The following is a 24,569-nucleotide window of genomic DNA, read 5'->3' on the forward strand; positions in this document are numbered from 1 at the left end:
TTTGTTCGTCTTTCTCTTGAAAGGAGGTGATCCAGCCGCAGGTTCCCCTACGGCTACCTTGTTACGACTTCACCCCAGTCATGAATCCCACCGTGGTAAGCGGCCTCCTTGCGGTTAGCCTACCTACTTCTGGTGAAACCCACTCCCATGGTGTGACGGGCGGTGTGTACAAGGCCCGGGAACGTATTCACCGCGACATGCTGATCCGCGATTACTAGCGATTCCGACTTCATGCACTCGAGTTGCAGAGTGCAATCCGGACTACGATCGGTTTTGTGAGATTGGCACCCCCTCGCGGGTTAGCGACCCTCTGTACCGACCATTGTATGACGTGTGAAGCCCTGGTCATAAGGGCCATGAGGACTTGACGTCATCCCCACCTTCCTCCGGTTTGTCACCGGCAGTCCCATTAAAGTGCTCAACTAAATGTTAGCAACTAATGGCAAGGGTTGCGCTCGTTGCGGGACTTAACCCAACATCTCACGACACGAGCTGACGACAGCCATGCAGCACCTGTGTTACGGTTCCCGAAGGCACTCCTCTATCTCTAAAGGATTCCGTACATGTCAAGACCAGGTAAGGTTTTTCGCGTTGCATCGAATTAATCCACATCATCCACCGCTTGTGCGGGCCCCCGTCAATTCCTTTGAGTTTTAGTCTTGCGACCGTACTCCCCAGGCGGTCTACTTCACGCGTTAGCTGCGTTACTAAGCTCCGAAAAGCCCAACAACTAGTAGACATCGTTTAGGGCGTGGACTACCAGGGTATCTAATCCTGTTTGCTCCCCACGCTTTCGTCCATGAGTGTCAGTATTAGGCCAGGGGGTTGCCTTCGCCATCGGTGTTCCTCCACATCTCTACGCATTTCACTGCTACACGTGGAATTCCACCCCCCTCTCCCATACTCTAGCGAGACAGTCATAAACGCAATTCCTAGGTTGAGCCCAGGGATTTCACGTCTATCTTATCAAGCCACCTGCGGACGCTTTACGCCCAGTAATTCCGATTAACGCTTGGACCCTACGTATTACCGCGGCTGCTGGCACGTAGTTAGCCGGTCCTTATTCTTCGGGTACTGTCATCCCCAGTAGTTATTAGCCACTAGGATTTCCTCCCCGACAAAAGCGCTTTACAACCCGAAGGCCTTCTTCACGCACGCGGCATTGCTGGATCAGGCTTTCGCCCATTGTCCAAGATTCCCCACTGCTGCCTCCCGTAGGAGTCTGGACCGTGTCTCAGTTCCAGTGTGGCGGATCGTCCTCTAAGACCCGCTACTGATCGTTGCCTTGGTAGGCCTTTACCCTACCAACTAGCTAATCAGCCATCGGCTGCTCCAATAACGTGAGGCCTTGCGGTCCCCCACTTTCCCCCTCAGGGCGTATGCGGTATTAGCACTCCTTTCGAAGCGTTATCCCCCATTACTGGGTACATTCCGATGTATTACTCACCCGTTCGCCACTCGTCAGCGGTGCAAGCACCCTGTTACCGTTCGACTTGCATGTGTAAAGCATGCCGCCAGCGTTCAATCTGAGCCAGGATCAAACTCTTTCGTTTAATCTCTGTGCTAATTTTGTACTACTTGGCTTGCGCTCAAAACTTAAAGCGCCTCGATGTAAACATCGAGTTATTTCTCATTTGTGAATGCAAGCACTTGTTTGACTTGCAAATCAAGCACTCACACTCATCGGCTGTATTTTGTTAAAGATCAGTGGCTTAGACACCGAAACTTGCTTTAGAACCGCTTGTTTCGTTTGCTGTGTCAGCAGCAGAGAGGCCGAACTATACCCACACGACCGAAACACGTCAACACCAACCCGCAAAGAAAATAGACTAAAGGTGATAAGTCGTTGATTTACAACAAATCAAAAACCAACAACAAATCCTCACTAGCCTTCCTATAAGTTTTAACTAAACTAAATAACACGATCAAATATGGAGCAAAGCATGCTCAAACCGCTACAAGAATGGATTTGCGACACCTGTGGCAAGACAATTACTTCGGCTGATGATGGTTACGTCATCTGGCGCCACGATATTGACCAACGTGATTTTGACTTTAAGATCATTCATAAATTTGTTTGCGAGCCCCCCTCCTTCCCCTCTTCAGTTCCACTGGGTGAATTTCTTGGCTCCAAAGGCAGCACTTATCTACTGTCATTTATTAGTCTAGGCAAAATCAAAGCACGTGGTCGCTATCGCAACTACTGCCACGTACTGGATTTTGATGAATTTGTTGATCTATATCGCCGCGTACAAATTCCATACTACGAAGAAGCCAGAAAGAAATTCAACAACCCTGCACTGCTTGCGGAAATGGAAGATGCTAGTGAGCTACACCCCTATCAAGAAGACGTATTAAAGCAAATCATTGAAAAATACTAATACGGCACACCACCACAACCCATTACGCAAAGTGCCTATAGATTGAAAATAGACTGATGATCAATCAGAACACCTAACAAAAAAATGCCCCACAGTTTAAGCGGGGCATTTTTAACTGAAAAAACTAATACAGCATTAACTTAAAGCATTACGAACCAATGCGACCGCCATCATCTTTGGTGATCACGATCGTTGCCGAACGTGGGCGCTTGCCTGCACCGTAGCCTGCATTACTCGGCCATTGGCTAGTGTACTTGGTTGGATCAGCAACATCAGCCATCTTGGTGGTTTCACCTGGATGCTGGATATTGATAAAGATGGCTTTGCCATCAGGCGTTTCACACAAACCGGTAATTTCGCAATCTTTTGGCCCAACCAAGAAACGCTTGAGCTTATCTGCAGCAGGCGCGGCACCCACTTTAGTTGTCACATCCAGTTTAGAGCCATCTGTTTTCGTATAGCTCAGTGCTTTACTTGCACCATCACCCACTTTGCCTGGAATCGCCGCCAACATCATGCAGTTAGTCACATCTGTATAGGCGCCATCATCAGTTTGAATCCAGCAAATACCAGTGCTTTGACTAAACGCCAAACCATCAGGTGAAGACATATCTTGATCATCAGTCAAATTCGACAAATTGATCATCGCCTTATCAGCATCAGCCTCTGCACCAAACAAGTAAACATCCCACGTGAAAGCACCAACAGAAGCACCTTCTTTGGTACGCAGAATGTGACCATTTGGATTCCCTACATTCTTACTAGCGTTAGGTCCATCAGTGTCTTGGTAGGCACGAGGATTCGCACTATCTGGTGCCAACTGCGAAGAACCTGTTGGATTAACGTTACGATTGCTATTATTGGTCAGAGTCTGATAGTACTCACCCGTCACTGGATGGACACCACCCCACTCTGGACGATCCATCTTCGTGGCACCGACTGCATCACCAGCCAAGCGGGTATTCACGCAAATATCAGCCAAGTCCGCAAATTTATATGTTGCATAGCCCGCGATCGTTGGATTGGCCATCGACAACTCAATCCATTGTCCAGTTCCATCTGCATTAAATTTAGCGACATACAGCGTACCTTCATTGAGGTATTTATCTCCAGTCGCCATGCGATCAGCTGGATTTGCATCAGCAGCCGACCAAAGCGCTTTTGACACAAACTTGTACATATATTCATTGCGTGAGTCATCACCCAAGTACACAGTCAGAGGCTTGCCGACTACAGGCAACCCAAACGCCGCGCTTTCGTGAGCAAAGCGACCTAAAGCGGTACGTTTTTTCAGTGCTTTGGTTTTATCGTAAGCATCCATCTCAATGATGTAGCCTTGGCCATTCATTTCATTGCGATAGTCATCACTACCATCAACTGAAGCGCCTAACTTACTAATATTCCAGCGCGCGTATTTATCATCGCTACCGCCCGTTTCCCAACCGTGACGTGATTTATCACCCGCAATGCGGCCATAACGCTTCAGTGAAACGACGCTCTTATCACCGCGCACGGTGTCATCTGCGGCAACACGGAAGAAATAACCCGCCCAGTTTTCTTCGCCAGACAGGAAAGTACCCCAAGGCGTTTTACCTGTACCACAGTTATTGATCGTACCGCGTGTTTTGGTACCATCAGCAGAATACTTAGTTTTCAACAAGGCATTGCCGCGCGCTGGACCCGCGATTTCAACTTCGCTCAATGGCGTAACGCGGCGATTAAATGCTGAGGTCTGAACAGTTGCCCACTTCTTATTAGTCGCCTTGATCTCAACGACTGACAAACCGTGGATCGCCACTTCTTTATCTACTTCAGCCGCAGGACGTGGCAAGGTTGAAGTGCCGCCCGTAGGGAACAAGAAGAATGATGATTTATCAGCGTCAGTTGTCGCCTCATGATTCATCGCCAACAAAGCGCGATCAACACCAGAAGCCGAAGGCTTACCAGCAGCATCAAGACCAAAATATTCCATACCATCGTGATGATCACCCGCGCGATTTTCAAAATCACCGTCGGTACCATCGTTTTTGAATGCTGGCGTTGCAGCAGTCAAAGGATCACCCAAGGCATAAATCACTTGATAGCTATAGCCCGCAGGGATAACCACTTTATCCAACAAACTCTTCGCTACAGCAGTAAAGCCCAAACTAGCAGCGATTACATTTGGCGTAGGAGTCGGCGTTGGCACAGCAGTCGGCTTCGGCGTACCAGTTGGAACAGCTGTTGGTGTTACGGCCAAATTCTCACCAGAAGAACAGCCAGTCAATCCCAAGCCCATCCCACCCAAAACAGCAGCACCAGCTACACTCATCCCCAAAAAGCCACGGCGATTCACCAAGCGCTGTTCCAGTACAGAATCAAACGTTGGGTTAGCTGATGTGTTGGAGTTTTCATCATTAAAGTTATTAGACTTAGACATTTCGCGTTAATCGCCTTAGTGGAAAGATGCGCCACTTTAAAGAGCGAATATGACAGCCCAATGCCAGTTTGATGACGATTTAATGAATCATCATGCCAAGCCCACTCACTAAGCAAAAAATCGTGAGAAACAAATCGATCAATAGGTATTTTCACCTACATGGCAATAAATAACCCCCAAAACAAAATACCCCAAGAAAATTCTTGGGGTATTTTTGAGAACCAAACGGCACAAGCAATAAATTAAGCGACCAAACCTCGGCGGCGGAACAGCGGTAAAGGCTGTGCTACGCTCGATTGATAGTGCTCGGTAAAGTCATCCAAACCCTTGGCGGCTTCGACGATGTCTTTATCGGCGCGAACATCAAATGCAGTAAAGCCGCAACGCGATAGATAATTGATCGTATCTTTAAATACATCGCCGACAGCGCGCAACTCACCAGTAAATCCATGACGCTCGCGTAGCAAACGACCAATCGAGAAACCACGACCATCGGTGAACGCTGGGAAATCGCAAGCAATCATTGCAAAGGTATTCGCGTCAACTGGCAAGCTTTCTGGCTCGTCATCTGGCGCAAAGCACACCGCAATTTCACGGCCAGCCAATTCGGTTTGATTATTCAACCAGTATTGATACGGAACCAGCACTGCGCCTTCGCTAGGAACAGATACCACGCCTTCTTCATTGGCTACGACGCGAGTCCAGCGATTAGCAACTACTTCGCGATTGATAATCACCTGAGGATTTGATTGATTAAGCATCTGCTTTCTCCCGACGATTTGGCTTGCCTTCGTACACTTTGGCTTTGAATGGCTCGGCACCGATGCGATCAAACAAGTCGATGAACGACTCTTCACCATTGCGGTTGGCAACAAACACATTCACAATTTTTTCGATTACATCGGGCATTTCGTCTTGCGCAAATGATGGGCCGAGCACTTTGGCCAAGCTCGCACCCTTGCCTTGACGGCCGCCAAGTGACACTTGATACCATTCCGAACCATTTTTATCGACGCCCAAAATGCCGATATTGCCGATATGGTGGTGACCGCAAGCATTCATACAGCCCGACATATTCATGTCGATCTCGCCCAAGTCGTGCAGATAATCGAGATTATCAAAGCGGTCTTGAATCGCCAAAGCGATTGGGATCGACTTGGCATTGGCAAGCGAACAGAAATCACCGCCAGGGCAGCAGATCACGTCGGTCAACAAACCAATATTTGGCGTCGCAAAACCAATCGCTTTCGCCGCTTCCCACAAGGCAAACAATTCTGATTGCTTCACATCGGCCAAGATCAAGTTTTGCTGATGCGATACGCGCAATTCACCAAAGCTATATTGATCCGCCAAATCAGCAACGGCAGCCAACTGTGCAGAAGTCGCATCGCCCGGCGCCACGCCGTTTGGTTTCAAGCTCAAAGTCACCGCCGCATAACCAGCCTGCTTGTGCGCGAACACATTGCGCTCTACCCAACGGCCAAAACCTTTGTTTTCTGCTTTCAAACGCGTGAATTCAGCATCGTCACCTACGAACGCTTCATAAGCAGGCGCAGTAAAGAATTTATGGTTGCGAGCGATTTCGTCAGCAGTCAAAGTCATTGGGCCATTTTTGGTAAACGCCCATTCTTGATCGACTTTCGCGCCAAACGCTTCTGGCGTCATGGCTTTAACGAGGATTTTAATCCGCGCTTTGTATTTATTATCGCGACGGCCGTAGCGGTTATACACACGCAACACGGCATCGAGGTAAGTCAGCAAATGTTCTTGCTCAAGCCAAGGCTTAATCAAGCTACCCACAATCGGTGTACGACCCAAACCACCGCCGACATACACTTCAAAGCCAACCACGCCTTCTGCATTCTTAACAACATTGATACCCACATCGTGTACCAACACGGCCGCGCGGTCTTCCACCGAGCCATTCACTGCAATTTTAAATTTACGTGGCAAATGGGCAAATTCAGGATGGAAAGTCGACCATTGACGGATGATTTCACACCATGGGCGTGGATCAACGATTTCGTCATGCGCCACGCCAGCAAATTGGTCGGTGGTCGTATTGCGAATACAGTTGCCGGAAGTTTGAATCGCGTGCATTTGCACGGTTGCCAATTCAGCCAAAATGTCCGGCACGTTTTCTAGCGCAGGCCAGTTGTATTGAATGTTTTGACGCGTTGTGAAGTGAGCGTAATCTTTGTCGTATTTTTTGGCGATTTCACCGAGTTTGCGCATTTGACGGCTGGTCAAATGGCCATACGGAATCGCCACGCGCAGCATTGGCGCATGACGTTGTACATACAAGCCGTTTTGCAAACGCAATGGGCGGAATTCTTCTTCAGAAAGCTCACCGGCTAAATAGCGGCGGGTTTGGTCGCGATATTGGTCAACACGCTGATCCACAATCTGCTGGTCGTACTCGTCGTAAATATACATTCTTTGGCAATTCCGTAATGACGGCAAAATATGGTCGCAATCATACCAGCCCGTCCTTAGAATCTGAATGATTGTTTTTGTCTAAGATCGAATTTTTTTGGAATAAACGCCCAATCACGCTGCGGTGTGATGCATTTTTGTACTGCTACCGCAACGGATGAAAACCCTTAGGCTTGGCGTCATTGTAATGACATCGTTGCAGGTTTAAGCTTGCACCCTTTCTGCCATCAAAAAGAGCCGCCCACCATGAGCAGCCGCCAAGCGATCCGTCGTCTCGACTATACCCCCCCTAGCTATTTAATTGACCGCGTTGATTTAACTTTCGAGCTGAGCGATACCCATGCCAAAGTCATTTCACGCCTGATTATTAAACGCAACAAAGGGGTCAGTAGCGATACGCCGCTGGTCTTACATGGCGAAGAACTGACTTTAGAGGGCATCAAACTCGACGGCGCACCGCTGACCAGCGCGCACTATGTCGTTGACGAAACCAGCTTAACGATCGCCAATATGCCCGATGATGGCATTCTGGAAATCGTCACCCGCCTGTTGCCAGCGGAAAACACCAGTTTGATGGGTTTATACCAAAGCAACGGTAATTTCTTTACCCAATGCGAGGCCGAAGGCTTTCGCAAGATCACCTATTACCTCGACCGCCCCGACGTGATGGCGAAATTCACCACAACGATTATTGCGGATAAAACCAAGTTTCCGGTGTTGCTATCGAACGGCAATCGCGTCGGTAGCGGCACGATGGACAAAAATCGCCACTGGGTGAAATGGGTCGATCCATTCAAAAAACCAGCATATTTATTTGCGCTGGTCGCCGGCAAACTCGTCGTGCTCGCGGGTACCCACACGACGCCATCCAAACGCAATATCAATATCGAAATTTACGTTGAACCCGGCAATTTAGATAAATGTCATCACGCCCTCGCCGCCGCGCAAAAAGCAATGGCATGGGACGAGGAACGCTTTGGTCTGGAATACGATCTGGATACCTATATGATCGTTGCCGTGTCCGACTTTAATATGGGCGCGATGGAAAACAAGGGTTTGAATATTTTCAATACCAAGTTCGTGCTCGCTAAACCGGACACCGCCACCGATGTCGATTTCGACGGCATCGACTCGGTCGTTGCACATGAATACTTCCACAACTGGACCGGCAATCGCGTCACCTGCCGCGACTGGTTTCAGCTTTCGTTAAAAGAAGGCCTGACCGTCTACCGCGATCAAGAATTCTCTAGCGACATCGGTAGCCGCGCCGTGCAACGCATCAGCAATGTGCGCGCGCTGCGCGAAACGCAATTTGCCGAAGACGCCGGCCCGCAAGCACACCCGATTCGCCCCGACGAATACCTCGAAATCAATAATTTCTACACGTGGACGATTTACGAAAAAGGTAGCGAGGTCGTGCGCATGTACGCCACCTTGCTCGGCATCGACGGTTTCCGCGCTGGCATGGAATTGTATTTCAAACGCCACGATGGCCAAGCGGTCACGTGCGACGATTTCCGCGCCGCGATGGCGGATGCGAATGGCGTGGATTTAAGCCAATTCGAGCGTTGGTATAGCCAAGCAGGTACGCCCGTATTGCGCGCTAGCGCACAGTATAACGAGGCTGCACACACATACACCCTCACTATCACACAAAGCTGCGCGCCAACGCCGGGCCAAGCCGAAAAACTGCCGTTCCACCTGCCATTTGCCATCGGCCTGATTGACCGCCGTGGTCATGATTTGCCGCTGCAATTGCTCGGCGAAAGCGTTGCTGGCGATACCACGCGCGTGCTCGACATTCGCGATACGACGCAAACCTTCACCTTTATCAACGTGCCTTGCCCGCCCGTGCCGTCATTGCTGCGCGATTTCTCCGCCCCCGTCGTCTTGGAATACGACTACAGCGACGATGAATTGGTGTTTTTGATGGCCAACGACAGCGATGCGTTTGCGCGCTGGGAAGCGGCCAACACCTTTGCGCTGCAACTCCTCAAAAACCAATATGCCGCTGCAGGTCGCGGGGAGAAAGTCGCCGCCCCAGCCGCATTTATTGCGGCGTACAAAAAGCTCCTAAGCAGCGACAAGCTCGACCCTGCACTCGTCGCCTTGATGCTCGAATTGCCACGTGAAAATTACTTGCTCGAGCAACTGTCCGACGTGGATCCAGTGCGCCTATTTGAAGTTTGCCGAAGCATCAAACACCAAATCGCCCGCGAATTACGTCAGGAATTGCTCGCGGTCTACCAGCATCTCAACGATGGCACGCCATACGCTTACGATGGCGAACAAGTAGCGCGCCGTAGCCTCAAAAATATCTGCTTGGATTATCTGGCCGAGCTCGACGAACCGATGATTGCTCAGCTACTCGCCAAGCAATATCAGCGCGCCGACAATATGACCGACCGCTTAGCAGCACTCAAAGCGCTCGTCAACCGCGATGGCGGCGAGGCGCAACTGGCCGACTTTGCCGCGCAATGGCAATCAGACGCACTGGTGATGGACAAATGGTTTGCGCTGCAAGCCACCAGCCGCCGCCCAGGCGCACTCAGCCGAGTGCAGCAATTGCTGGAGCATCCTGGGTTTTCGATTAAAAACCCAAATAAAGTGCGTTCACTGATCACCGCATTTTGCCTAGCCAACCCACCGCATTTCCACGCTGCCGACGGCTACGGCTACGCTTTTGCTGCCGACCACATCATCGAACTCGACAAAATCAACCCCCAAATCGCCGCGCGATTGGCGAGCGCGTTTAATCGCTGGACGAAAGTCGATGCAGGGCGTCGTGAGTTGATGCAGCAAGAGTTAGAACGAATTCGCGGGACGGAAGGATTGTCGAGTGATACGTTTGAGATTGTGACGAAGGCGTTGGGGTGAGTTAGCTGCAATGCAATTAGTGGCATACGCGAAAACCGCGTTCATTGAGCGCGTGTCAACCTTAGAGCCCGTCATTCCGCGATGATACAAAAAAGAACTTGGCGCTCTCTGACCTAGATTCGTAAATACATCTACTGCAGCTTCTCAATCAGAGTCTCCTGTTTATGAAAGGTAAAATGCCATTGAGATATATTAGCCGGGCGTGTATTGCTGAGGACGTTCACCACCGATTGCTACAGGGCGATACCCAACTAGAGCTACATGAGTGTAAAAATGGTGAGCATCTGTGGCTGATTGACACTGTGACGCCCTTTGGGCAAAGAGAATGAGATGCTAGATGATTTGAAATTACATACATTTCATAATCAATCAGTGAATTATTACGCCAACGATAGCTTTTTTTCTTTTTAAAGTGAATGAATTACATAGGGACTGGATGGGTGAAAGCATGGGTTGCCTAAAATTAACAAATAATTTTGTTCTTTTAGTGGCTTTGACCTCCTGTGTCGAAGGGTCTGTGTGGGAGCATATTCGCTTTAAAAAGACAAAATATAGTGAGTCTATGACCTTTAAAATAAGAAGTTGCAATATTGGTCGGATTGATAATAGAGAAGGTGTTTCATTGCGTGGCAAGTGGAATTTTAATGCGTCGTCGCCTAGCTTCGATTGCGTTGATAAAAATCCTGAGTTATTCCAGTTGCGCATGGGGACGGCAATTCGATCAGGGAAAAATGGATTTTACGATAAAGCGGATGGCACTACTCGTTGTTTGATTTTGGAATCTGGCGATTATATTCGTTGGCGATACGGCTGGGGTGGGCGATGCGATGCTTTTGAGGTGATGGAATTCACATCAAAAGATAATAAGCGCATTTTAGTTAAGTATCTTATTGATAACTCCAAAAAAAGTGCAAATATAACTCGAGACATTGGACATGATTGGCATGTTGAATATTGGATTGATTGGATCCCCTCGATTGAAGAGGCTCGAATTATTGATGCGAACGTTGTGACTGTAACTAATCGAATGATTGAAAATGAGTAATTACTTTATTAACTTAAATGCAAATCAAATAAAACCACTGGATTGAATCTGGCGGCTTTATTTTTTTATGCGGCTACGCCGCGTAGGTTTTAGGGCGCGGGCTGCGCGCGGCAGGTCACTTTCTTTTGCTTCTCCAAAAGAAAGTGACGAAAGAAAAGGAGCCCCGAGCGCGCCCAGCTCCGCTGTGCCCTCGATTGTCGCGAGCCTAGGTCTCGCTCCACACTCGGTGCGCTTGGACGGGATTTGAAAACCATCACTCCACCACTGTTGTGCATAGTTTCTTGCTGGTGTTGAGCCAACATGGTTGTTTTTTGGATTTTTCGACATAAAGGGCAAAGATCGCTATCTAAAGTGTCTTTACCGCTAGCTTTGCTACTGGATTCCGGCGTACGCCGGAATGATGAGTCAGAAAGTGCATCGATGTATTTAATCGTAGCCATTGATCAACAATGCCTTGCTGGCAATACATCGAAATAATTTCTTGATCGTTGAGCTGGAGCTTGAGCTCCCTTGTATCGCGCCGAGCGAGGAACAAGCGGCAAGGGGCTTTCGGCGGGCTCTGTTTTGTTAAAGCCCGACGCCTTGCCGATTGTCCGCAGCGAGGGACTCCGACAAAGTCGGACGCAGATACTAGGGCGGCCTTCTTTTGCTTACTTTTCTTGGCCGTTCAAGAAAAGTAAGTGCCGCGCGGCATTAGCGCGACTCAGTCTAAAAAGGCGACAGCAGATTCAGATAAAGAGCAGACTGTAAGGTTTGCAAACCCACAAAGTTTGCGAACGCGGGCGGATCGCTTTCGGTTCTGTTTAATTTTCAGCTCGTTTATTGATTCATATTCTGGCGCGCAAATCCAAAATGGATTGTCACTCCCTACAATACCGATGTATCTACCTGTAGCCATTATTAATCAATACTTAGATGGCAATACGTCGACCAATACTACTGACCATTAGTATCCATGCATACGCAAGTTGCAAAGCGACAACAGAACGAACGTTCCATTTCTAGCTTATGCCATGTGGATGTTTTAATTTGCTTTTGAAAGTACTTTTAACATTCTTTATTGCCACTCAGCATGGAGTACGAAATGGAAACTTATATCACCTTGGGTGCAAATGATTCAGCGCAATCGAACGCCTTCTACGATGCCGTATTAGCAACGATTAATTGGCAATCTCATATGGACTTTCCCGGCTGGCGCGCTTATTCCGAGCAAGGGAAAGGTGAAGGTCTGGTTCTGTGGATTGCCAAGCCTTTTGATCAGCAAGCTGCAACAGCAGGCAATGGCACAATGATTGGTTTTAGCGCTAAAAATCATTCGGAAGTGGATGCCTTTTATGCTGCCGCGATGGCTTGTGGTGGCCAAGACGAAGGCGCTCCCGGAATGCGTCCATATGGCCCGAACTGGTATGCGGCTTATATGCGCGACCCAACAGGAAATAAAATTGCCATTGTTTGCAATGAGGCGATGTAATTGTAAGCGCCGTACGGCATTAGCGCGACTCAGCAATCAAGAGTTCGAATTGACCCGCTACCGAAGCTGAACACAGCCACACCATCTTTCGATAGCCAAGCGAGGCGGCGGCAATGCACAATATCATCTCGACTTTTTTCGGGCTGATAATGAATTTTGCCAATGCCTGCCGTTTGACTTTACTCGCCGCAATTTGGGGCGCGTCCTTTTTGTTCTTACGATTAGCCGTGCCAAGCCTTGGGCCGATTTGGACAATTAGTGCGCGCATTGGCTTAGCAGCGTTATTTTTAGCCGTGGTGGCGCAAGTTCTCAAGCAAGGCTTTGCATGGCAACACTGGCGCGAATATCTGATTCTGGGCGTCTTTAATACCGCGTTGCCATTTTTAGCCTACGGCTTTGCTGCTCGTACGCTCAATGCCTCGATGATGTCGATCCTCAATGCTACGGCGCCGATTTGGGGTGCGATTATTATGGCGCTGATCATTCAAAAAATGCCGACATTCAAAGTGTGCTTAGGCCTATTGATTGGCGTATTAGGCGTAGCCGTCTTAGTTGGGTTTGATCGGATTGTCGGCCAAGCTGGCGCAGCACTGGGCATTGCGGCGTGTTTATCGGCAACCTTGTGCTACGGCATCGCCAGTGCGTATACCAAAATCAAAGCCAGCCACATTCCTTCATTTCAAGCTGCCCACGGCAGTATGTGGGGTGCGAGTCTGTTTTTATTGCCGCTGTTTGCCGCTAGCCAGCCCATTAGCACGCCCACACCTATAGTCTGGTTTGCCATCGCAGGGCTGGCGATTTTATGCACGGGTGCGGCGTATTTATTGTATTTCCGCCTTGTACGCGAAATCGGCGCGGCATCGACATTGACCGTCACCTTTTTAATTCCTGTCTTTGGCATCCTGTGGGGCTCGCTTTTTTTAGGCGAACACATCGGTGGCAACACGGTGATGGGTGCATTAGTCATTTTACTCGGCACCGCCTTAGTGACTGGATTTAACCCTCTGGCTAATCGCAAATAAGAACAGTGCAGCATCAGCGAGACCTTGGATTGAAAGCACAGTAAAATGCGCAATCAAACTGAATAAGGAAAATCGTTGTGAGCATGACCGATGATGAATTTTACGCCTTTATGGACAGCACTTTTGCCGAGCTAGAGCAAAAGCAAGTGGCATTGAGCGAAAGCTATGGCCTAGGCAATGGCGCTGGCCGTTGGTGGTTTGACCAAACCACAGGAAAACTGCAATTTTTCGACGCCGCCGACAACTTAGAAGCTGAAGCCGATGTGATCGACATCGGCAGCTACTCGGCCAAAGCCAATTCGTGGAAATGGGCTTGGTGCAATGAAACCGTGTTGCCTGCTCTGCGCGAACGCGCCGCTAAACTCAAAGAGCTTGAAGCACTGACCGGTATTGCGCTATTTGGCTTAGATCATGTGTTTGAAATTGGCGATGAAGCGATGGCGTGGGAGCTAACCGCAATGGCAGTGCATTTCCTCGGCGCATTGGGATGCTATAAAGCACCATCGTCGGTCGAAAATGGGCCGGTGACGTTTTTGGCGATCATGTCAATCACGCCAAGAAGCTAATAAGCACCGTACAAAATATGGCAATGTTCAGATTTGGTGTTGATGTTGAATTTGTGCTTTTATCCCCTCTCCCTTGACGGGAGAGGGCTAGGGTGAGGTTGAAATGTTGAATTTATCGTCAAAGCAGCCATTGCCACCCCCATCCCAACCTTCCCCCGTCAAGGGGGAAGGAGCTACTTCAACTCATTCCCAAGCATATCAACACCAAACCTGAACATCACCCAAAATATACAGGTATCAATTTGAATCCTTTAACTAAAAAGGCTTTCATACAGATACATCAAGATATTAGCTTGTTCGTTGAATTGTGGTTTTAAACCCCTTGATATCAAACCGACGAAGTCGGTGCAGATTTAGGGTTGCCTTTCTTTGGCCTACTTTTCTTTGGCAACGCAAAGAAAAGTAGGTGCCGCGCGGCATTAGCGCGACCTACGTCAAACGAAAATTTCACTTAAAAAGTAAACAACTCACTGATTGATTCAAGCATTTATTGCTGCTTAAACGGACTCAAACTTCGATACGGCGCAGCCAGTGGATCGCCAATAAACACGCCTTGCGCAGGCCAAGCGACACTTTTCCAGTAGGCCTCGACCGCCGTGGCACCGCTCAAATAATGCGCGAGCAACACTTGCGGGTGCGGGAATTTTTGTGGGTAGCTATATGGCTCGCTCACGGTGCCGTAGCTCGCCGTAGCGCCACTTTCCAGCCATTTCATACTGCTCATCTGGCCACTATCGGTGAGCATGCCACCAAACGACGTCAGATGATCGGCCAGAGCTCCGGGTACAAACCGCAACGTATCGAGGTCAGCTACGCTGGCCAAACCCGTTTGGTAAACGACGATATCGTTTTTATCTTTCAGCGTATTGGCATTGATATTTTCGATTTTAATCGCTGGTTTTTTGACGATTTGACTCGGTGGAAACAAGGGCGCGCGCGAGCTGCGGGCTTTGTCGGTCGTCGTCAAAAAATACGCAGTGGCTTTGGGCTGATTGCCCCATGCGGCGACGCCGCGATCAATCAATTTTTTAGCACTCGGTACATCTTTCGCCGCCAGCATCATGCTCGGACGAATACCAAGGTCGGTAAATGGTTGCGTGGTCGCGTTATTAAAATACGGCGACTCAGGCGTGGGTTTGCCCAGATTGCTGCAGACGCCTTCGACATAACCCACCGTAACGCCATAGGTAATGCCAAGGCAATTGACGCGATACGGCTTGCTCCAAGCCAAAGCCAAAGCTTGAATCTCGGGCGAAAAATGCGCGTCGATTTTCGCTTTGAGTTGCTCTAACTCGCCTTCGGCCAACCAGACTCGATCGGTCGGCAGGCTCACTTCCAAAATTTGCTCAGGCTTTAGATGATGCTGCTTGGCGTAATACGCGGCGATTTCGACAGACAATGGGTCGTTTTTATTAACCACCAAGCCAAGCTGCTCGGCGCCCAAGCTGTAACGTGGGGGGCTTGGCTCGGCGGCCAAAGACGCCGTAGATAGCCAGCAAGACATGAAAATAAGGAATAAATGTCGCATTGCACTCGCCACGGCCATAAAAAGCTCATCATAACGGCAAATGTCATTTATGCCAGCTAGAAATCACTGAGGAATAAAAAAAGCCACTCCATAGAGCGGCTTTAATTGATTAGGGTATAAAAACAAACCCATTTACAGACAATGGCTACGTAGCAATACCCTACTGCACCGATCCAGTTTCTGGGCTACCCGCATACAGCGCACCGATATCGACTGCATCGAACTCGTATTCTTTACCGCAGAAATCACAGACGATATGCACATTGCCTCGCTCAACCAAGACTTCGTCGACTTCATCGCGTTCCATCAATTTAATCATGCCGGCCACGCGGTGGCGCGAGCATGAACACGCAAAGCGCGGCGTGGTTGGATCGAATACACGTACGCTGTCTTCGTGGAACAAGCGATACAGCACTTCACGCGCTGATAAGTCGAGCAATTCTTCTGGCTTGACCGTTTCGGCCAGCGTAACCAAATGTTCGTACGATTGCGTTTCGTCGGGCTCGGCGGGCATTTTTTGCAGCATCATGCCAGCGGCCATTTTATTGGCGCTGTTGTGCTCGCTACACGCCAACCAAATGCGCGTTTCGAGTTGCTCAGACGTCGCCATGTAGTGTTCAATAATTTGCGCGACGGATTGTCCATGTGACATACCCACCACGCCTTGATAGGCTTCGCCCACGGTAGGGTCCAGCGTAATCATAAAGCGACCACGACCCAGTAATTCTGCCAATGACGAACCAGGGCCGAAAGTTTGGATTTTTTCGGCATCCCAACGCGCTGTCGCGCGCATGGTTCGCTCTGACGTGAATTCAATGACGATCAATTGCACCGCGCCCGTGCCGTGCATTTGCATAATCAGCGTGCCGTCAAATTTCAGCATGGCCGATAGCAAGGCGCTGGCCGCCATCAATTCGCCGATAATCCGTTGCAGCACCAACGGATATTGGTGGCGCGCGAGGACTTCTTTGTAGGTGGCATCAAGTTGCACCAACTCGCCGCGCACCGGGGCTTTATCAAACAGGAAACGCTCTAAAATATCTTTCATTTTTTACTCTTTGTGATTGCAACCGCCGCTGGCGCAGCGCCAACATAGGCCACACTGTAACTTGTCATCGGCAGGCTGGAGGCCACGTCAAACATACAGCCCGTTTCTACGCCGACTTTAGCGATTTCGTTGGCATTGGATTGATCATAAATCGCACTCATCGCACCAATCGCGTAATCGCGACCGCTGCCGATGGCCCAGAAACGCTCAAATTCATATACTTCACGCAGGCTGTACACGCCAAAAATGCCGTGCGCATTCGCGATCAATACCGTCATCTGGCTCGATTCGTAGGCGTCGTCTTCTTCCTCGTCGGTTTTGAGGAAAAAGTCGTCTTTCAGTTTGCCGTGTAATTTTCTGAATGATTCAAAAATGGCGGCGCGATTGGAAAAATCAAGCTTCTTGAGCTTTTTTAACGCCGATTGCAAAACCAAATCATGCGCGGCGCTACCGCAAATCGCGAAATAGCTGTCGCCATGTTGGAAAATTTTATTCCAGCGCGCATCGTCTAGTGCGGCAAGGCGCGTATCACCAAACGTAGACTGGCTATCCGCAGCAATACTAATCACGCCGTCTTTTTTAACGGCAACAATCGTTGTCATGCTTGTTCCTTCATTAACTCAACCATGCGCTCTAATGCACGGTATACCGTTGCAGCCCTTATCTCTGAACGACTACCAGCAAATACCTGCTTCTCTGTGGTAATGCCATAGGGCGTTGCCCAAGCCAGCCACACAGTACCGACCGGTTTTTCTGGCGTACCACCCGTTGGCCCCGCGACACCAGATACCGCCACCGCCCAACGCGCGCACGCGCCATCTGCAGCGCCTTGCGCCATCGCCGCCACCACAGGCTCGCTCACCGCGCCGAGACCGTCGATAAACGCCATCGGCACATCGAGCATCGCCGCTTTCGCTTGATTCGCATAAGTAATATAGCCGCGATCAAACCAAGCGCTTGAACCCGCTACTTCGGTAATCGCGCCAGCAATCAGGCCGCCCGTGCACGATTCAGCCGTTGTGACCGTCTCGCCCCGTGCCAACAGCAATTGGCCTAACTCGACAGCAAGCGCATTAATTTCTGGACTAAACATTAGGATGCTTCTTCCACCGCAGGCGCCTGGATAAAGTTGTCGCGGTAATATTTGAGTTCGTCGATCGATTCAACAATATCGGCCAATGCAGTGTGCGCACCGCGTTTTTTGAAACCTTTGGCAATCGCTGGTTGCCAGCGTTTGCACAACTCTTTGAGCGTCGACACATCCAGATTGCGGTAATGGAACCACGTTTCTAGTGTTGGCAAATATTTCACCAAGAAACGGCGATCTTGATGCACCGAGTTACCGCACAAAGGCGAAACACCTTTCGGTACGTATTCAGAAATAAACGCGATCAATTGCGCTTCAGCCTCGGCTTCAGTCGTTGTTGATGCTTTCACTTTGGCGGTCAGGCCTGAATTACCATGCGTTTTCACACACCATTCGTCCATGCTATCCATCAATTCATCGGGCTGATGAATCACGAACACGGGGCCTTCAGCGACGATATTGAGATCATTGTCGGTAATCACGACGGCAATTTCGATCACACGGTCTGTTTCAGGCTCTAAACCCGTCATTTCCATGTCGACCCAGATGAGTCGGTTCTGGTCTTGTGGCATACTCGCGTAATCCAATCTTGAAAAAACACCATTTTACTTCATGACCGACCTTTTTAGCGCACATCAATTTTCACTTCTTTTTCTGTTTGCGCTGGTTTCTAGCGTTTTATTACAACTTTGGTTGGCGCTACGTCATATCAACCATGTAAAACGCCATTCACGCACTGTGCCAACCGAGTTTGCCGAACAAATTACGCTCGAATCGCACCAGCGCGCAGCCGCCTACACGGTGACGAAAACGCGCTTTGGCATGGCAACCACCTTGTTTGATGCGATGGTGCTAGCGGCGTTTACGCTCGGCGGTGGGATTGAATGGTTGTCGCAATTGACTGCTCAATGGTTTACGCCCAATTCGACTGGGCATGGTGTGGCATTGATTGCCGCGCTTGGTGTGGTCAGCAGCCTGATTTCACTGCCGTTTTCACTGGTTTCAACCTTTGTCATCGAAGCGCGCTTTGGTTTTAACCAAATGACCGCCAAGCTATTTATCACCGACCTGATCAAATCAACGGCCATTGGTGCGGCGATTGGCTTGCCTTTGATTGCAGCGATTTTGTGGTTGATGGGCGCAATGGGTGAAAACTGGTGGCTGTATGTATGGGCAACTTGGTTGGTGTTCTCATTGACCTTGATGTGGGTGTTCCCGACTTTTATCGCACCGCTGTTTAATAAATTTGTACCAATGGAAGACGGCGAGATGAAAGATCGCATCGTCGGTTTGCTCAACCGTTGCGGCTTTCAATCGAATGGTTTGTTTGTGATGGACGGCAGCAAACGCTCAAGCCACGGCAATGCTTATTTCACGGGACTGGGCAAATCCAAACGTATCGTGTTTTTTGATACCTTACTCAAACACTTGTCACCGTCTGAAGTCGAAGCCGTGCTTGCGCATGAGCTTGGTCACTTTAAACACCGCCATATTGTGAAGCGCTTGGTGTGGACATTCGCCTTGATGCTGGGGATGTTGTGGGTCTTGGGCCAGCTCAAAACGCAGCTTTGGTTTTACAACGGATTGGGCGTGAGCACGCCATCAACCGCGACAGCGTTACTACTGTTTTTTATGGTGTTGCCAGTGTTTACGTTCTTGTTTGCGCCAATCAGCTCGATGATGTCACGCAAGCATGAATATGAAGCCGATGCATTTGCAGCCAGCCAATCATCGAGTACTGATTTGGTCAACGCGCTAGTTAAACTCTACCGTGATAATGCGGCGACCTTGACGCCTGATCCATGGCACAGCGTGTTTTACGATAGCCATCCACCGGCCAGTTTACGCATTGCCGCCTTGCAACGGCTGGGGACTTAATTGGCTTTGGCTTCTGAAGCTGCGTGGGCTACAACAATGGGAAACCTCACCGGAGAATCACCATGTCGCTAATCACCCAACACTGTGTAGATAAAACTGAAAAGCTCGATGCATTGGCCGCAGAGATGCTGTCGACTGAGCTGAATGATTGGATTATCGTCAACGATACGCTAGAAAAAACCTTTCGTTTTAAAAGCTTTCACGAAACAATGGCGTTTACCAATGCAGTGGCGTTTATCGCGCACCAGCAAGATCACCACCCTGATATCACACTGAGCTTTAGCCGCTGTAAATTGAGTTGGAATACCCATTCAGTGGGCGGCTTATCGCGCAATGACTTTATCTGCGCCGCGCGCGTCGATGCGATTTTTACTTAAATTGGTTTTACTTAATTTAATCTGCAACAGTTTTATGGCAAGGCGTGACACCGCAGACCGTACTCATTCGTACGACAAAGCGGAACAACGCGGCAAGAACACTTTTGCTAACCTCACTACAAAGGCCTCATGAGCGAAACCGCCCGCATTGTTACTAGCTACGGCAAAGTCTATATCGTTGAACTGGCCGATGGTCGTCGCCTCTCCGCCTCGACCCGCGGCAAAAAAACCGATTACGCCTGTGGTGATCAAGTCGATATCGACGTACTGAACGCCGAGCAAGCTGTGATCAATAAAGCCCTCAAACGCAAAACGTTGCTGTATCGCTCGGATGCATGGCGCAGCAAAATGATCGCCGCCAATGTCACGCAGATTGTAATTGTCGTTGCGACCGAGCCGAGTTTTTCCGATGAACTCATTAGTCGAGCGCTGATTGCGGCTGAGGCCGAAGGCATTCGCCCCGTGATTTGCTTAAACAAATGTGACCTCCCCGTCGCCGATGCCGCACGTTCGCGCTTGGCCTATTACACGGGTTTGGGCTATCCGGTGGTTGAAATCTCCGCAAAACAGGATTTAACACCACTAGAACCGTGGTTGGATGGTCAAGTTTCAGTTTTGGTTGGCCAATCAGGGATGGGAAAATCAACGATCACCAATGCGCTGATTCCCGACGCCAATGCGCGCGTCAAAGAAATCTCGACCGCGCTCGACTCAGGCAAGCATACGACAACCCACGCGCAGTTGTATAAATTAAACGCAACGTCTGAGTTGATCGATTCGCCGGGTTTGCAATCCTTTGGTTTAGCGCACATTAGCGTCGAAGAATTACCGCGTTTAATGCCCGATATGGCGCGGCATTTGGGCCAATGCCGTTTCCACAATTGCCGTCACCGCCAAGAGCCCGGCTGCGCCATTCATGAAGCAATCGCAGCGGGCAGCATTGCGAACGAACGACTGGTTTTTCTACAACGCTTACAAGATGAACTCAGCGCTGCCGCGAGCTGCAAATACTAAACCCCATCCCAAAGGGTATTCACTCCTAGGCATTTAGCAATATGACTCATAGGTGAATACCCCAACACCATCTGCAGTTGCAAAATTCCAACAGCCTCACTACGAACGAACATTACTCGCAATATCATACTAGAATGCCTTGTGCGTCAGTTTTCTAACCCTAAACTCGATCTAGGCATTCATGACTCCATCCTTTCCATACATCGCCGATCAAGTTGGTTTACCTATCTTGGGTCAACCCTACTTATTCAGCGACGCCAAGATGGCGACCTTTCTACTCGATAGCCAAGCTAGCGCACTTAATCAATTACTCGATACCTATATCAATCAGCCTTCAGAAGGCCAGTTTGAATACCGCTGCTTAGCCGTCAAGGGGCAAGCATTTAGTATTATGATTATGGCGCAGATGACCATCGACGCTAGCAATCCAACAGGCAAGGTCTATGGCAAAGAGCGTTATTCAGAATTGTCGTTTTGGATTCCTTGTTACGATCGCAAAGCCTTAGCACGCGGTGAATTTAAACCCGCACTATTCTTGCCATTTTTATTTCCTGATAGTTTCTCAGCGATCGCCACCGGCCGTGAAATGTTTGGTTTTCGCAAACAGCTCGCCGCGTTTAACTACCCTAACGGCGAGCTCAACGTTTGGCATCCGCAATTTACTGCCAGCACATGTGGTTTTAAAACGCTGGGCGCAGACAGTATCGCTCAGCAATATGACTTTATTTCACTCCTTGCAGCTGAAAAAGATGAAACCGTCGCCGATTCAGCATGGCGCAGCACCAGCGAAGCCGCCACTGGAATGATCGAGCACCTGTTTGGCCAGCAATGGACCTGCGCCGAAACCGGCGAGGTATTAGGTGACATCCATGCGGATTTCCTTGCCAATTGCCCTGCGCTATTTATCAAACAATTCCCAGCGATTGAAGGCGCGCAAAATGCCGAAGTACGTAGCATCGCCAGCGCACCCTTCCAATTGCAAGCATTTCATGGTGGTTTTCCATGGCTCAAAGGCCTAAGCCTTAAGCAATTCGATCTGCAATTAATGCGCCTAGCCAGCCACCCGATTGTGGCACAACTGGGTTTAACGCCAACGTCCAGCACGCCAGATGTGGATACCGTCAGCACCAAAGGATTTTGGGTTAACGTGGATTTCTCACTCGAAACAGGAAAAACACTACAGTCGATTAAGCCACCGAAACAAAAAATCGCCATACTTGGCGGTGGTATTGGCTCTCTAAGCACGGCCTATGGGATTACCCAAGATCCAGACTGGCAGACCAAATATGACATCACCATTTACCAAATGGGTTGGCGACTGGGTGGCAAAGGCGCCAGTGGGCGCAATCGCGACATTGCCGATCGCATCGAAGAACACGGCCTGCATATTTGGTTTGGCTATTACGACAATGCATTTGCACTCATTCAAAATTGCTATGCCGAACTAGCGCGTTCCAGCAATGCCCCGCTGGCAACTTGGGATCAGGCATTCAAACCGCAGAATACGATTGTTGTTGAAGAATATGTAAAAGAAGAATGGCGCACTTGGGCACTATCATTTAAGCCTGATAGTAAAGTTCCAGGTCAAGGCGACAGTAAAAGCGATCATCCGATTGGGTTTTTCGCCCACCTTCGCGAAGCACTGAGTGAACTGCATCAAGCGCTTCAGCAGCAAATCAGCCAATCAGACAGTGCACGGCAGGCAGCAGCACGCCACTTTACGCGTGGCGTGTCGCATACGGGGGAAAGCATTTTAGGTAAAGTGCTCGACGTGGTCGGTAAACCTGTTGAAATGGTAGTCGAACACGAAGTCGAGCGTGTATTTACGCAACTACAAAACCTCTATGAATCATTTCCTCTACGCAGTGAAATCGCCGCCCTATGCACCACACCAGCGCCAAGCCATTGGCTGGATGTGATTGCCGAAATCAAAGCGTTAGTTGAGCAAGTGCTGGCGCCTTTTGCCGAAATTTTCGATTCAATCCGCCGTATTTTCACGCTGGTCGATATCGCACTCGCCGTTGCCAAAGGCATTTTGGTCGACGGCGTCTTAATCAAAGGCTACACCGCAATCAATCAGTATGATTTTACCGAATGGTTGATCATTCACGGCGCCAGTGCTGATGCGGCTAATTCAGCCTTGGTGCGCGCGTTTTATGATTTGTATTTGGGTTTTCCAAATGGCGAGAATAAAATCGTTGGCGACGGCGTTGCTATTGGCGGCAATGTCTCGGCCGGGGAATTGTTACACAGCTATATTCTGGTGACGCTGTGCTACAAAGGCGCGGTAATGTGGAAGATGCAAGCCGGCATGGGCGACGTAGTAATGACGCCAATCTATCAAGTGTTGAAACAGCGCGGCGTCAAATTTGAGTTTTTCAACAAGGTGACGGATTTACATTTAAGCGCTGACCAACAGCAAATCTCCGCCATCGACATTGACGTACAAGCAACCTTAAAACCTAATATTGCCAGCTACAATCCGCTTTATGAGGTCAAAGGCTTGCCATGCTGGCCATCTACGCCACTGTACGAGCAACTCGAACAAGGTCAAGCGCTCAAAACGCAAGAAATTAATCTGGAATCAGCATGGAGCCCGTGGCCTGCTGTTGCGAAAAAAACGCTGCAATTAGGGCAAGATTTTGACCTTGTCGTACTTGGCATTTCAGTTGCCGCACTGCCGTTTATTACCGAAGAACTCAGCCAAGCCAACCCCGCTTGGCAAGCGATGCTCAATAATGCCGCCACCACGCAAACTCAGGCTATGCAGCTTTGGCTCAATATCAATCTAGAAGAAACCGGCTGGCCCTTAGCCAGCCCGATTCTGGATGCCTATGGCGAGCCGTTTAACACATGGGCGGCAATGGATCAAACGCTAGACAAAGAAAACTGGCCTCTGAATCAACAGCCCTTTGGTATTGCCTACTTCTGCAACAATATGAAGGATGCTGAGCCTATACCCCCATTTAGCGACCATAGTTTCCCAGCGCAGCAAGAGGAGCGCGTCAAGCAAAGTGCAAAACAATGGCTTATGCAGTACATCGGTCATTTATGGCCCTATGCCACCCAAGCGAATGACAAGAGTCTAGATTGGTCTAAATTGGTCGATTTGGAAAATCGGCAAGGTGAAGCCCGACTCGATGGACAATATTTCCGCGCGAACATTGATCCAACTGAACGCTATGTGTGCAACGCAGCCAACACCAATCAATATCGGCTCAAGGTCGATCAATCAGGCTTTCGTAATTTATATTTGGCCGGTGATTGGGTAAATAATGAAGCGCTAAACTTAGGCTGCGTAGAATCCACCGTGATCTCAGGTTTACAAGCAGCGAGAGCCTTAAGTGGGTATCCATTAACAATTCATCATGAAACATTTTAACTAGCGCATTCAAAACGCATGCGAGGCTCGCGCTGGTG

Annotated in this window: 20 protein-coding genes and 1 rRNA gene; 12 read left to right on the top strand and 9 right to left on the bottom strand. The window is 49.4% G+C overall.

What is annotated here, in order from left to right; all coding sequences use genetic code 11:
• Positions 1-19 precede the first annotated feature (19 nt).
• A 16S ribosomal RNA gene (locus K4H28_RS10570) occupies positions 20-1,553 on the bottom strand.
• A gap of 390 nt (positions 1,554-1,943) precedes the next feature.
• On the opposite strand from K4H28_RS10570, the gene K4H28_RS10575 reads away from it, so the two are divergent.
• Positions 1,944-2,381, top strand: coding sequence for a hypothetical protein (locus K4H28_RS10575; protein ID WP_221005165.1), 438 nt, complete (start codon positions 1,944-1,946; stop codon positions 2,379-2,381).
• 148 nt (positions 2,382-2,529) lie between these two features.
• Here the strand turns inward: K4H28_RS10575 and K4H28_RS10580 are convergent, their stop codons facing one another.
• From K4H28_RS10580 to K4H28_RS10590, 3 genes are all read right to left on the bottom strand, one after another.
• Positions 2,530-4,800, bottom strand: a complete 2,271-nt coding sequence (locus K4H28_RS10580) for a PhoX family protein (RefSeq protein WP_221005166.1) — start codon at positions 4,798-4,800, stop codon at positions 2,530-2,532.
• Positions 4,801-5,042: 242 nt separating this feature from the next.
• A complete protein-coding gene (locus K4H28_RS10585; RefSeq protein ID WP_255573501.1) occupies positions 5,043-5,561 on the bottom strand; it encodes a DUF934 domain-containing protein in 519 nt (172 codons plus the stop codon).
• The gene (locus K4H28_RS10590) at positions 5,554-7,236 is read right to left on the bottom strand and encodes a nitrite/sulfite reductase (protein ID WP_221005167.1); all 1,683 of its coding nucleotides are present in this window, start codon (positions 7,234-7,236) and stop codon (positions 5,554-5,556) included. The genes K4H28_RS10585 and K4H28_RS10590 overlap by 8 nt, the downstream gene beginning before the upstream one ends.
• A 246-nt stretch (positions 7,237-7,482) precedes the next feature.
• Between K4H28_RS10590 and pepN the strand changes: the two genes are divergently transcribed.
• From pepN to K4H28_RS10620, 7 genes are all read left to right on the top strand, one after another.
• Complete coding sequence (pepN, locus tag K4H28_RS10595; RefSeq protein WP_221005168.1) at positions 7,483-10,113, top strand: aminopeptidase N; 2,631 nt, start codon at positions 7,483-7,485, stop codon at positions 10,111-10,113.
• 134 nt (positions 10,114-10,247) lie between these two features.
• Entirely contained in the window at positions 10,248-10,442 is a 195-nt protein-coding gene (locus K4H28_RS16940) for a toxin-activating lysine-acyltransferase (RefSeq protein ID WP_373312807.1), read from the top strand.
• Positions 10,443-10,549: 107 nt separating this feature from the next.
• A complete protein-coding gene (locus K4H28_RS10605; protein WP_221005170.1) occupies positions 10,550-11,158 on the top strand; it encodes a hypothetical protein in 609 nt (202 codons plus the stop codon).
• 351 nt (positions 11,159-11,509) lie between these two features.
• Positions 11,510-11,635 carry a hypothetical protein gene (locus tag K4H28_RS16750; protein WP_255573502.1) on the top strand — a complete coding sequence of 42 codons (126 nt, stop codon included), beginning with the start codon at positions 11,510-11,512 and terminating at the stop codon, positions 11,633-11,635.
• Between the two features lie 607 nt (positions 11,636-12,242).
• Complete coding sequence (locus K4H28_RS10610; RefSeq protein WP_221005171.1) at positions 12,243-12,629, top strand: VOC family protein; 387 nt, start codon at positions 12,243-12,245, stop codon at positions 12,627-12,629.
• Positions 12,630-12,742: 113 nt separating this feature from the next.
• Entirely contained in the window at positions 12,743-13,651 is a 909-nt protein-coding gene (locus tag K4H28_RS10615) for a DMT family transporter (protein ID WP_221005172.1), read from the top strand.
• 83 nt (positions 13,652-13,734) lie between these two features.
• A complete protein-coding gene (locus K4H28_RS10620; RefSeq protein ID WP_373312808.1) occupies positions 13,735-14,217 on the top strand; it encodes a DUF6882 domain-containing protein in 483 nt (160 codons plus the stop codon).
• Between the two features lie 487 nt (positions 14,218-14,704).
• On the opposite strand, the gene K4H28_RS10625 is transcribed toward K4H28_RS10620, so the two are convergent.
• The 5 genes from K4H28_RS10625 to orn all read right to left on the bottom strand — a co-directional run bounded on the left by K4H28_RS10625 (position 14,705) and on the right by orn (position 18,452).
• Positions 14,705-15,745 carry a TIGR03790 family protein gene (locus tag K4H28_RS10625; RefSeq protein WP_221005174.1) on the bottom strand — a complete coding sequence of 347 codons (1,041 nt, stop codon included), beginning with the start codon at positions 15,743-15,745 and terminating at the stop codon, positions 14,705-14,707.
• 160 nt (positions 15,746-15,905) lie between these two features.
• Entirely contained in the window at positions 15,906-16,793 is an 888-nt protein-coding gene (gene hslO / locus K4H28_RS10630; RefSeq protein ID WP_221005175.1) for an Hsp33 family molecular chaperone HslO, read from the bottom strand.
• Complete coding sequence (locus tag K4H28_RS10635) at positions 16,790-17,395, bottom strand: MFS transporter (protein WP_221005176.1); 606 nt, start codon at positions 17,393-17,395, stop codon at positions 16,790-16,792. The genes hslO and K4H28_RS10635 overlap by 4 nt, the downstream gene beginning before the upstream one ends.
• Positions 17,392-17,886, bottom strand: coding sequence for a CinA family protein (locus K4H28_RS10640; protein ID WP_221005177.1), 495 nt, complete (start codon positions 17,884-17,886; stop codon positions 17,392-17,394). The genes K4H28_RS10635 and K4H28_RS10640 overlap by 4 nt, the downstream gene beginning before the upstream one ends.
• The gene (gene orn / locus K4H28_RS10645; protein WP_221005178.1) at positions 17,886-18,452 is read right to left on the bottom strand and encodes an oligoribonuclease; all 567 of its coding nucleotides are present in this window, start codon (positions 18,450-18,452) and stop codon (positions 17,886-17,888) included. The genes K4H28_RS10640 and orn overlap by 1 nt, the downstream gene beginning before the upstream one ends.
• A 40-nt stretch (positions 18,453-18,492) precedes the next feature.
• Here orn and K4H28_RS10650 point away from each other — a divergent pair, with 40 nt between their 5' ends.
• The 4 genes from K4H28_RS10650 (at position 18,493) to K4H28_RS10665 (ending at position 24,531) form a co-directional block, all read left to right on the top strand.
• A complete protein-coding gene (locus tag K4H28_RS10650; RefSeq protein ID WP_221005179.1) occupies positions 18,493-19,758 on the top strand; it encodes a M48 family metallopeptidase in 1,266 nt (421 codons plus the stop codon).
• Between the two features lie 62 nt (positions 19,759-19,820).
• A complete protein-coding gene (locus tag K4H28_RS10655; protein WP_221005180.1) occupies positions 19,821-20,135 on the top strand; it encodes a 4a-hydroxytetrahydrobiopterin dehydratase in 315 nt (104 codons plus the stop codon).
• A 129-nt stretch (positions 20,136-20,264) separates the two neighbouring features.
• Positions 20,265-21,149, top strand: coding sequence for a ribosome small subunit-dependent GTPase A (rsgA, locus tag K4H28_RS10660; RefSeq protein WP_221005181.1), 885 nt, complete (start codon positions 20,265-20,267; stop codon positions 21,147-21,149).
• A gap of 181 nt (positions 21,150-21,330) precedes the next feature.
• Positions 21,331-24,531: an NAD(P)-binding protein gene (locus tag K4H28_RS10665; protein ID WP_221005182.1), complete on the top strand. Its 3,201-nt coding sequence runs from the start codon at positions 21,331-21,333 to the stop codon at positions 24,529-24,531.
• The last annotated feature ends 38 nt before the right edge of the window (positions 24,532-24,569 follow it).

This window comes from Deefgea tanakiae (assembly GCF_019665765.1).
GTDB lineage: Bacteria > Pseudomonadota > Gammaproteobacteria > Burkholderiales > Chitinibacteraceae > Deefgea > Deefgea tanakiae.

Bases quoted from the DNA above. Each gene is read 5' to 3' on its own strand.
- K4H28_RS10575 (WP_221005165.1), top strand. From the start codon at position 1,944: ATGCTCAAACCGCTACAAGAATGGATTTGCGACACCTGTGGCAAGACA.
- K4H28_RS10580 (WP_221005166.1), bottom strand. From the start codon at position 4,800: ATGTCTAAGTCTAATAACTTTAATGATGAAAACTCCAACACATCAGCT.
- K4H28_RS10585 (WP_255573501.1), bottom strand. From the start codon at position 5,561: ATGCTTAATCAATCAAATCCTCAGGTGATTATCAATCGCGAAGTAGTT.
- K4H28_RS10590 (WP_221005167.1), bottom strand. From the start codon at position 7,236: ATGTATATTTACGACGAGTACGACCAGCAGATTGTGGATCAGCGTGTT.
- pepN (WP_221005168.1), top strand. From the start codon at position 7,483: ATGAGCAGCCGCCAAGCGATCCGTCGTCTCGACTATACCCCCCCTAGC.
- K4H28_RS10605 (WP_221005170.1), top strand. From the start codon at position 10,550: ATGGGTGAAAGCATGGGTTGCCTAAAATTAACAAATAATTTTGTTCTT.
- K4H28_RS10610 (WP_221005171.1), top strand. From the start codon at position 12,243: ATGGAAACTTATATCACCTTGGGTGCAAATGATTCAGCGCAATCGAAC.
- K4H28_RS10615 (WP_221005172.1), top strand. From the start codon at position 12,743: ATGCACAATATCATCTCGACTTTTTTCGGGCTGATAATGAATTTTGCC.
- K4H28_RS10620 (WP_373312808.1), top strand. From the start codon at position 13,735: ATGACCGATGATGAATTTTACGCCTTTATGGACAGCACTTTTGCCGAG.
- K4H28_RS10625 (WP_221005174.1), bottom strand. From the start codon at position 15,745: ATGCGACATTTATTCCTTATTTTCATGTCTTGCTGGCTATCTACGGCG.
- hslO (WP_221005175.1), bottom strand. From the start codon at position 16,793: ATGAAAGATATTTTAGAGCGTTTCCTGTTTGATAAAGCCCCGGTGCGC.
- K4H28_RS10635 (WP_221005176.1), bottom strand. From the start codon at position 17,395: ATGACAACGATTGTTGCCGTTAAAAAAGACGGCGTGATTAGTATTGCT.
- K4H28_RS10640 (WP_221005177.1), bottom strand. From the start codon at position 17,886: ATGTTTAGTCCAGAAATTAATGCGCTTGCTGTCGAGTTAGGCCAATTG.
- orn (WP_221005178.1), bottom strand. From the start codon at position 18,452: ATGCCACAAGACCAGAACCGACTCATCTGGGTCGACATGGAAATGACG.
- K4H28_RS10650 (WP_221005179.1), top strand. From the start codon at position 18,493: ATGACCGACCTTTTTAGCGCACATCAATTTTCACTTCTTTTTCTGTTT.
- K4H28_RS10655 (WP_221005180.1), top strand. From the start codon at position 19,821: ATGTCGCTAATCACCCAACACTGTGTAGATAAAACTGAAAAGCTCGAT.
- rsgA (WP_221005181.1), top strand. From the start codon at position 20,265: ATGAGCGAAACCGCCCGCATTGTTACTAGCTACGGCAAAGTCTATATC.
- K4H28_RS10665 (WP_221005182.1), top strand. From the start codon at position 21,331: ATGACTCCATCCTTTCCATACATCGCCGATCAAGTTGGTTTACCTATC.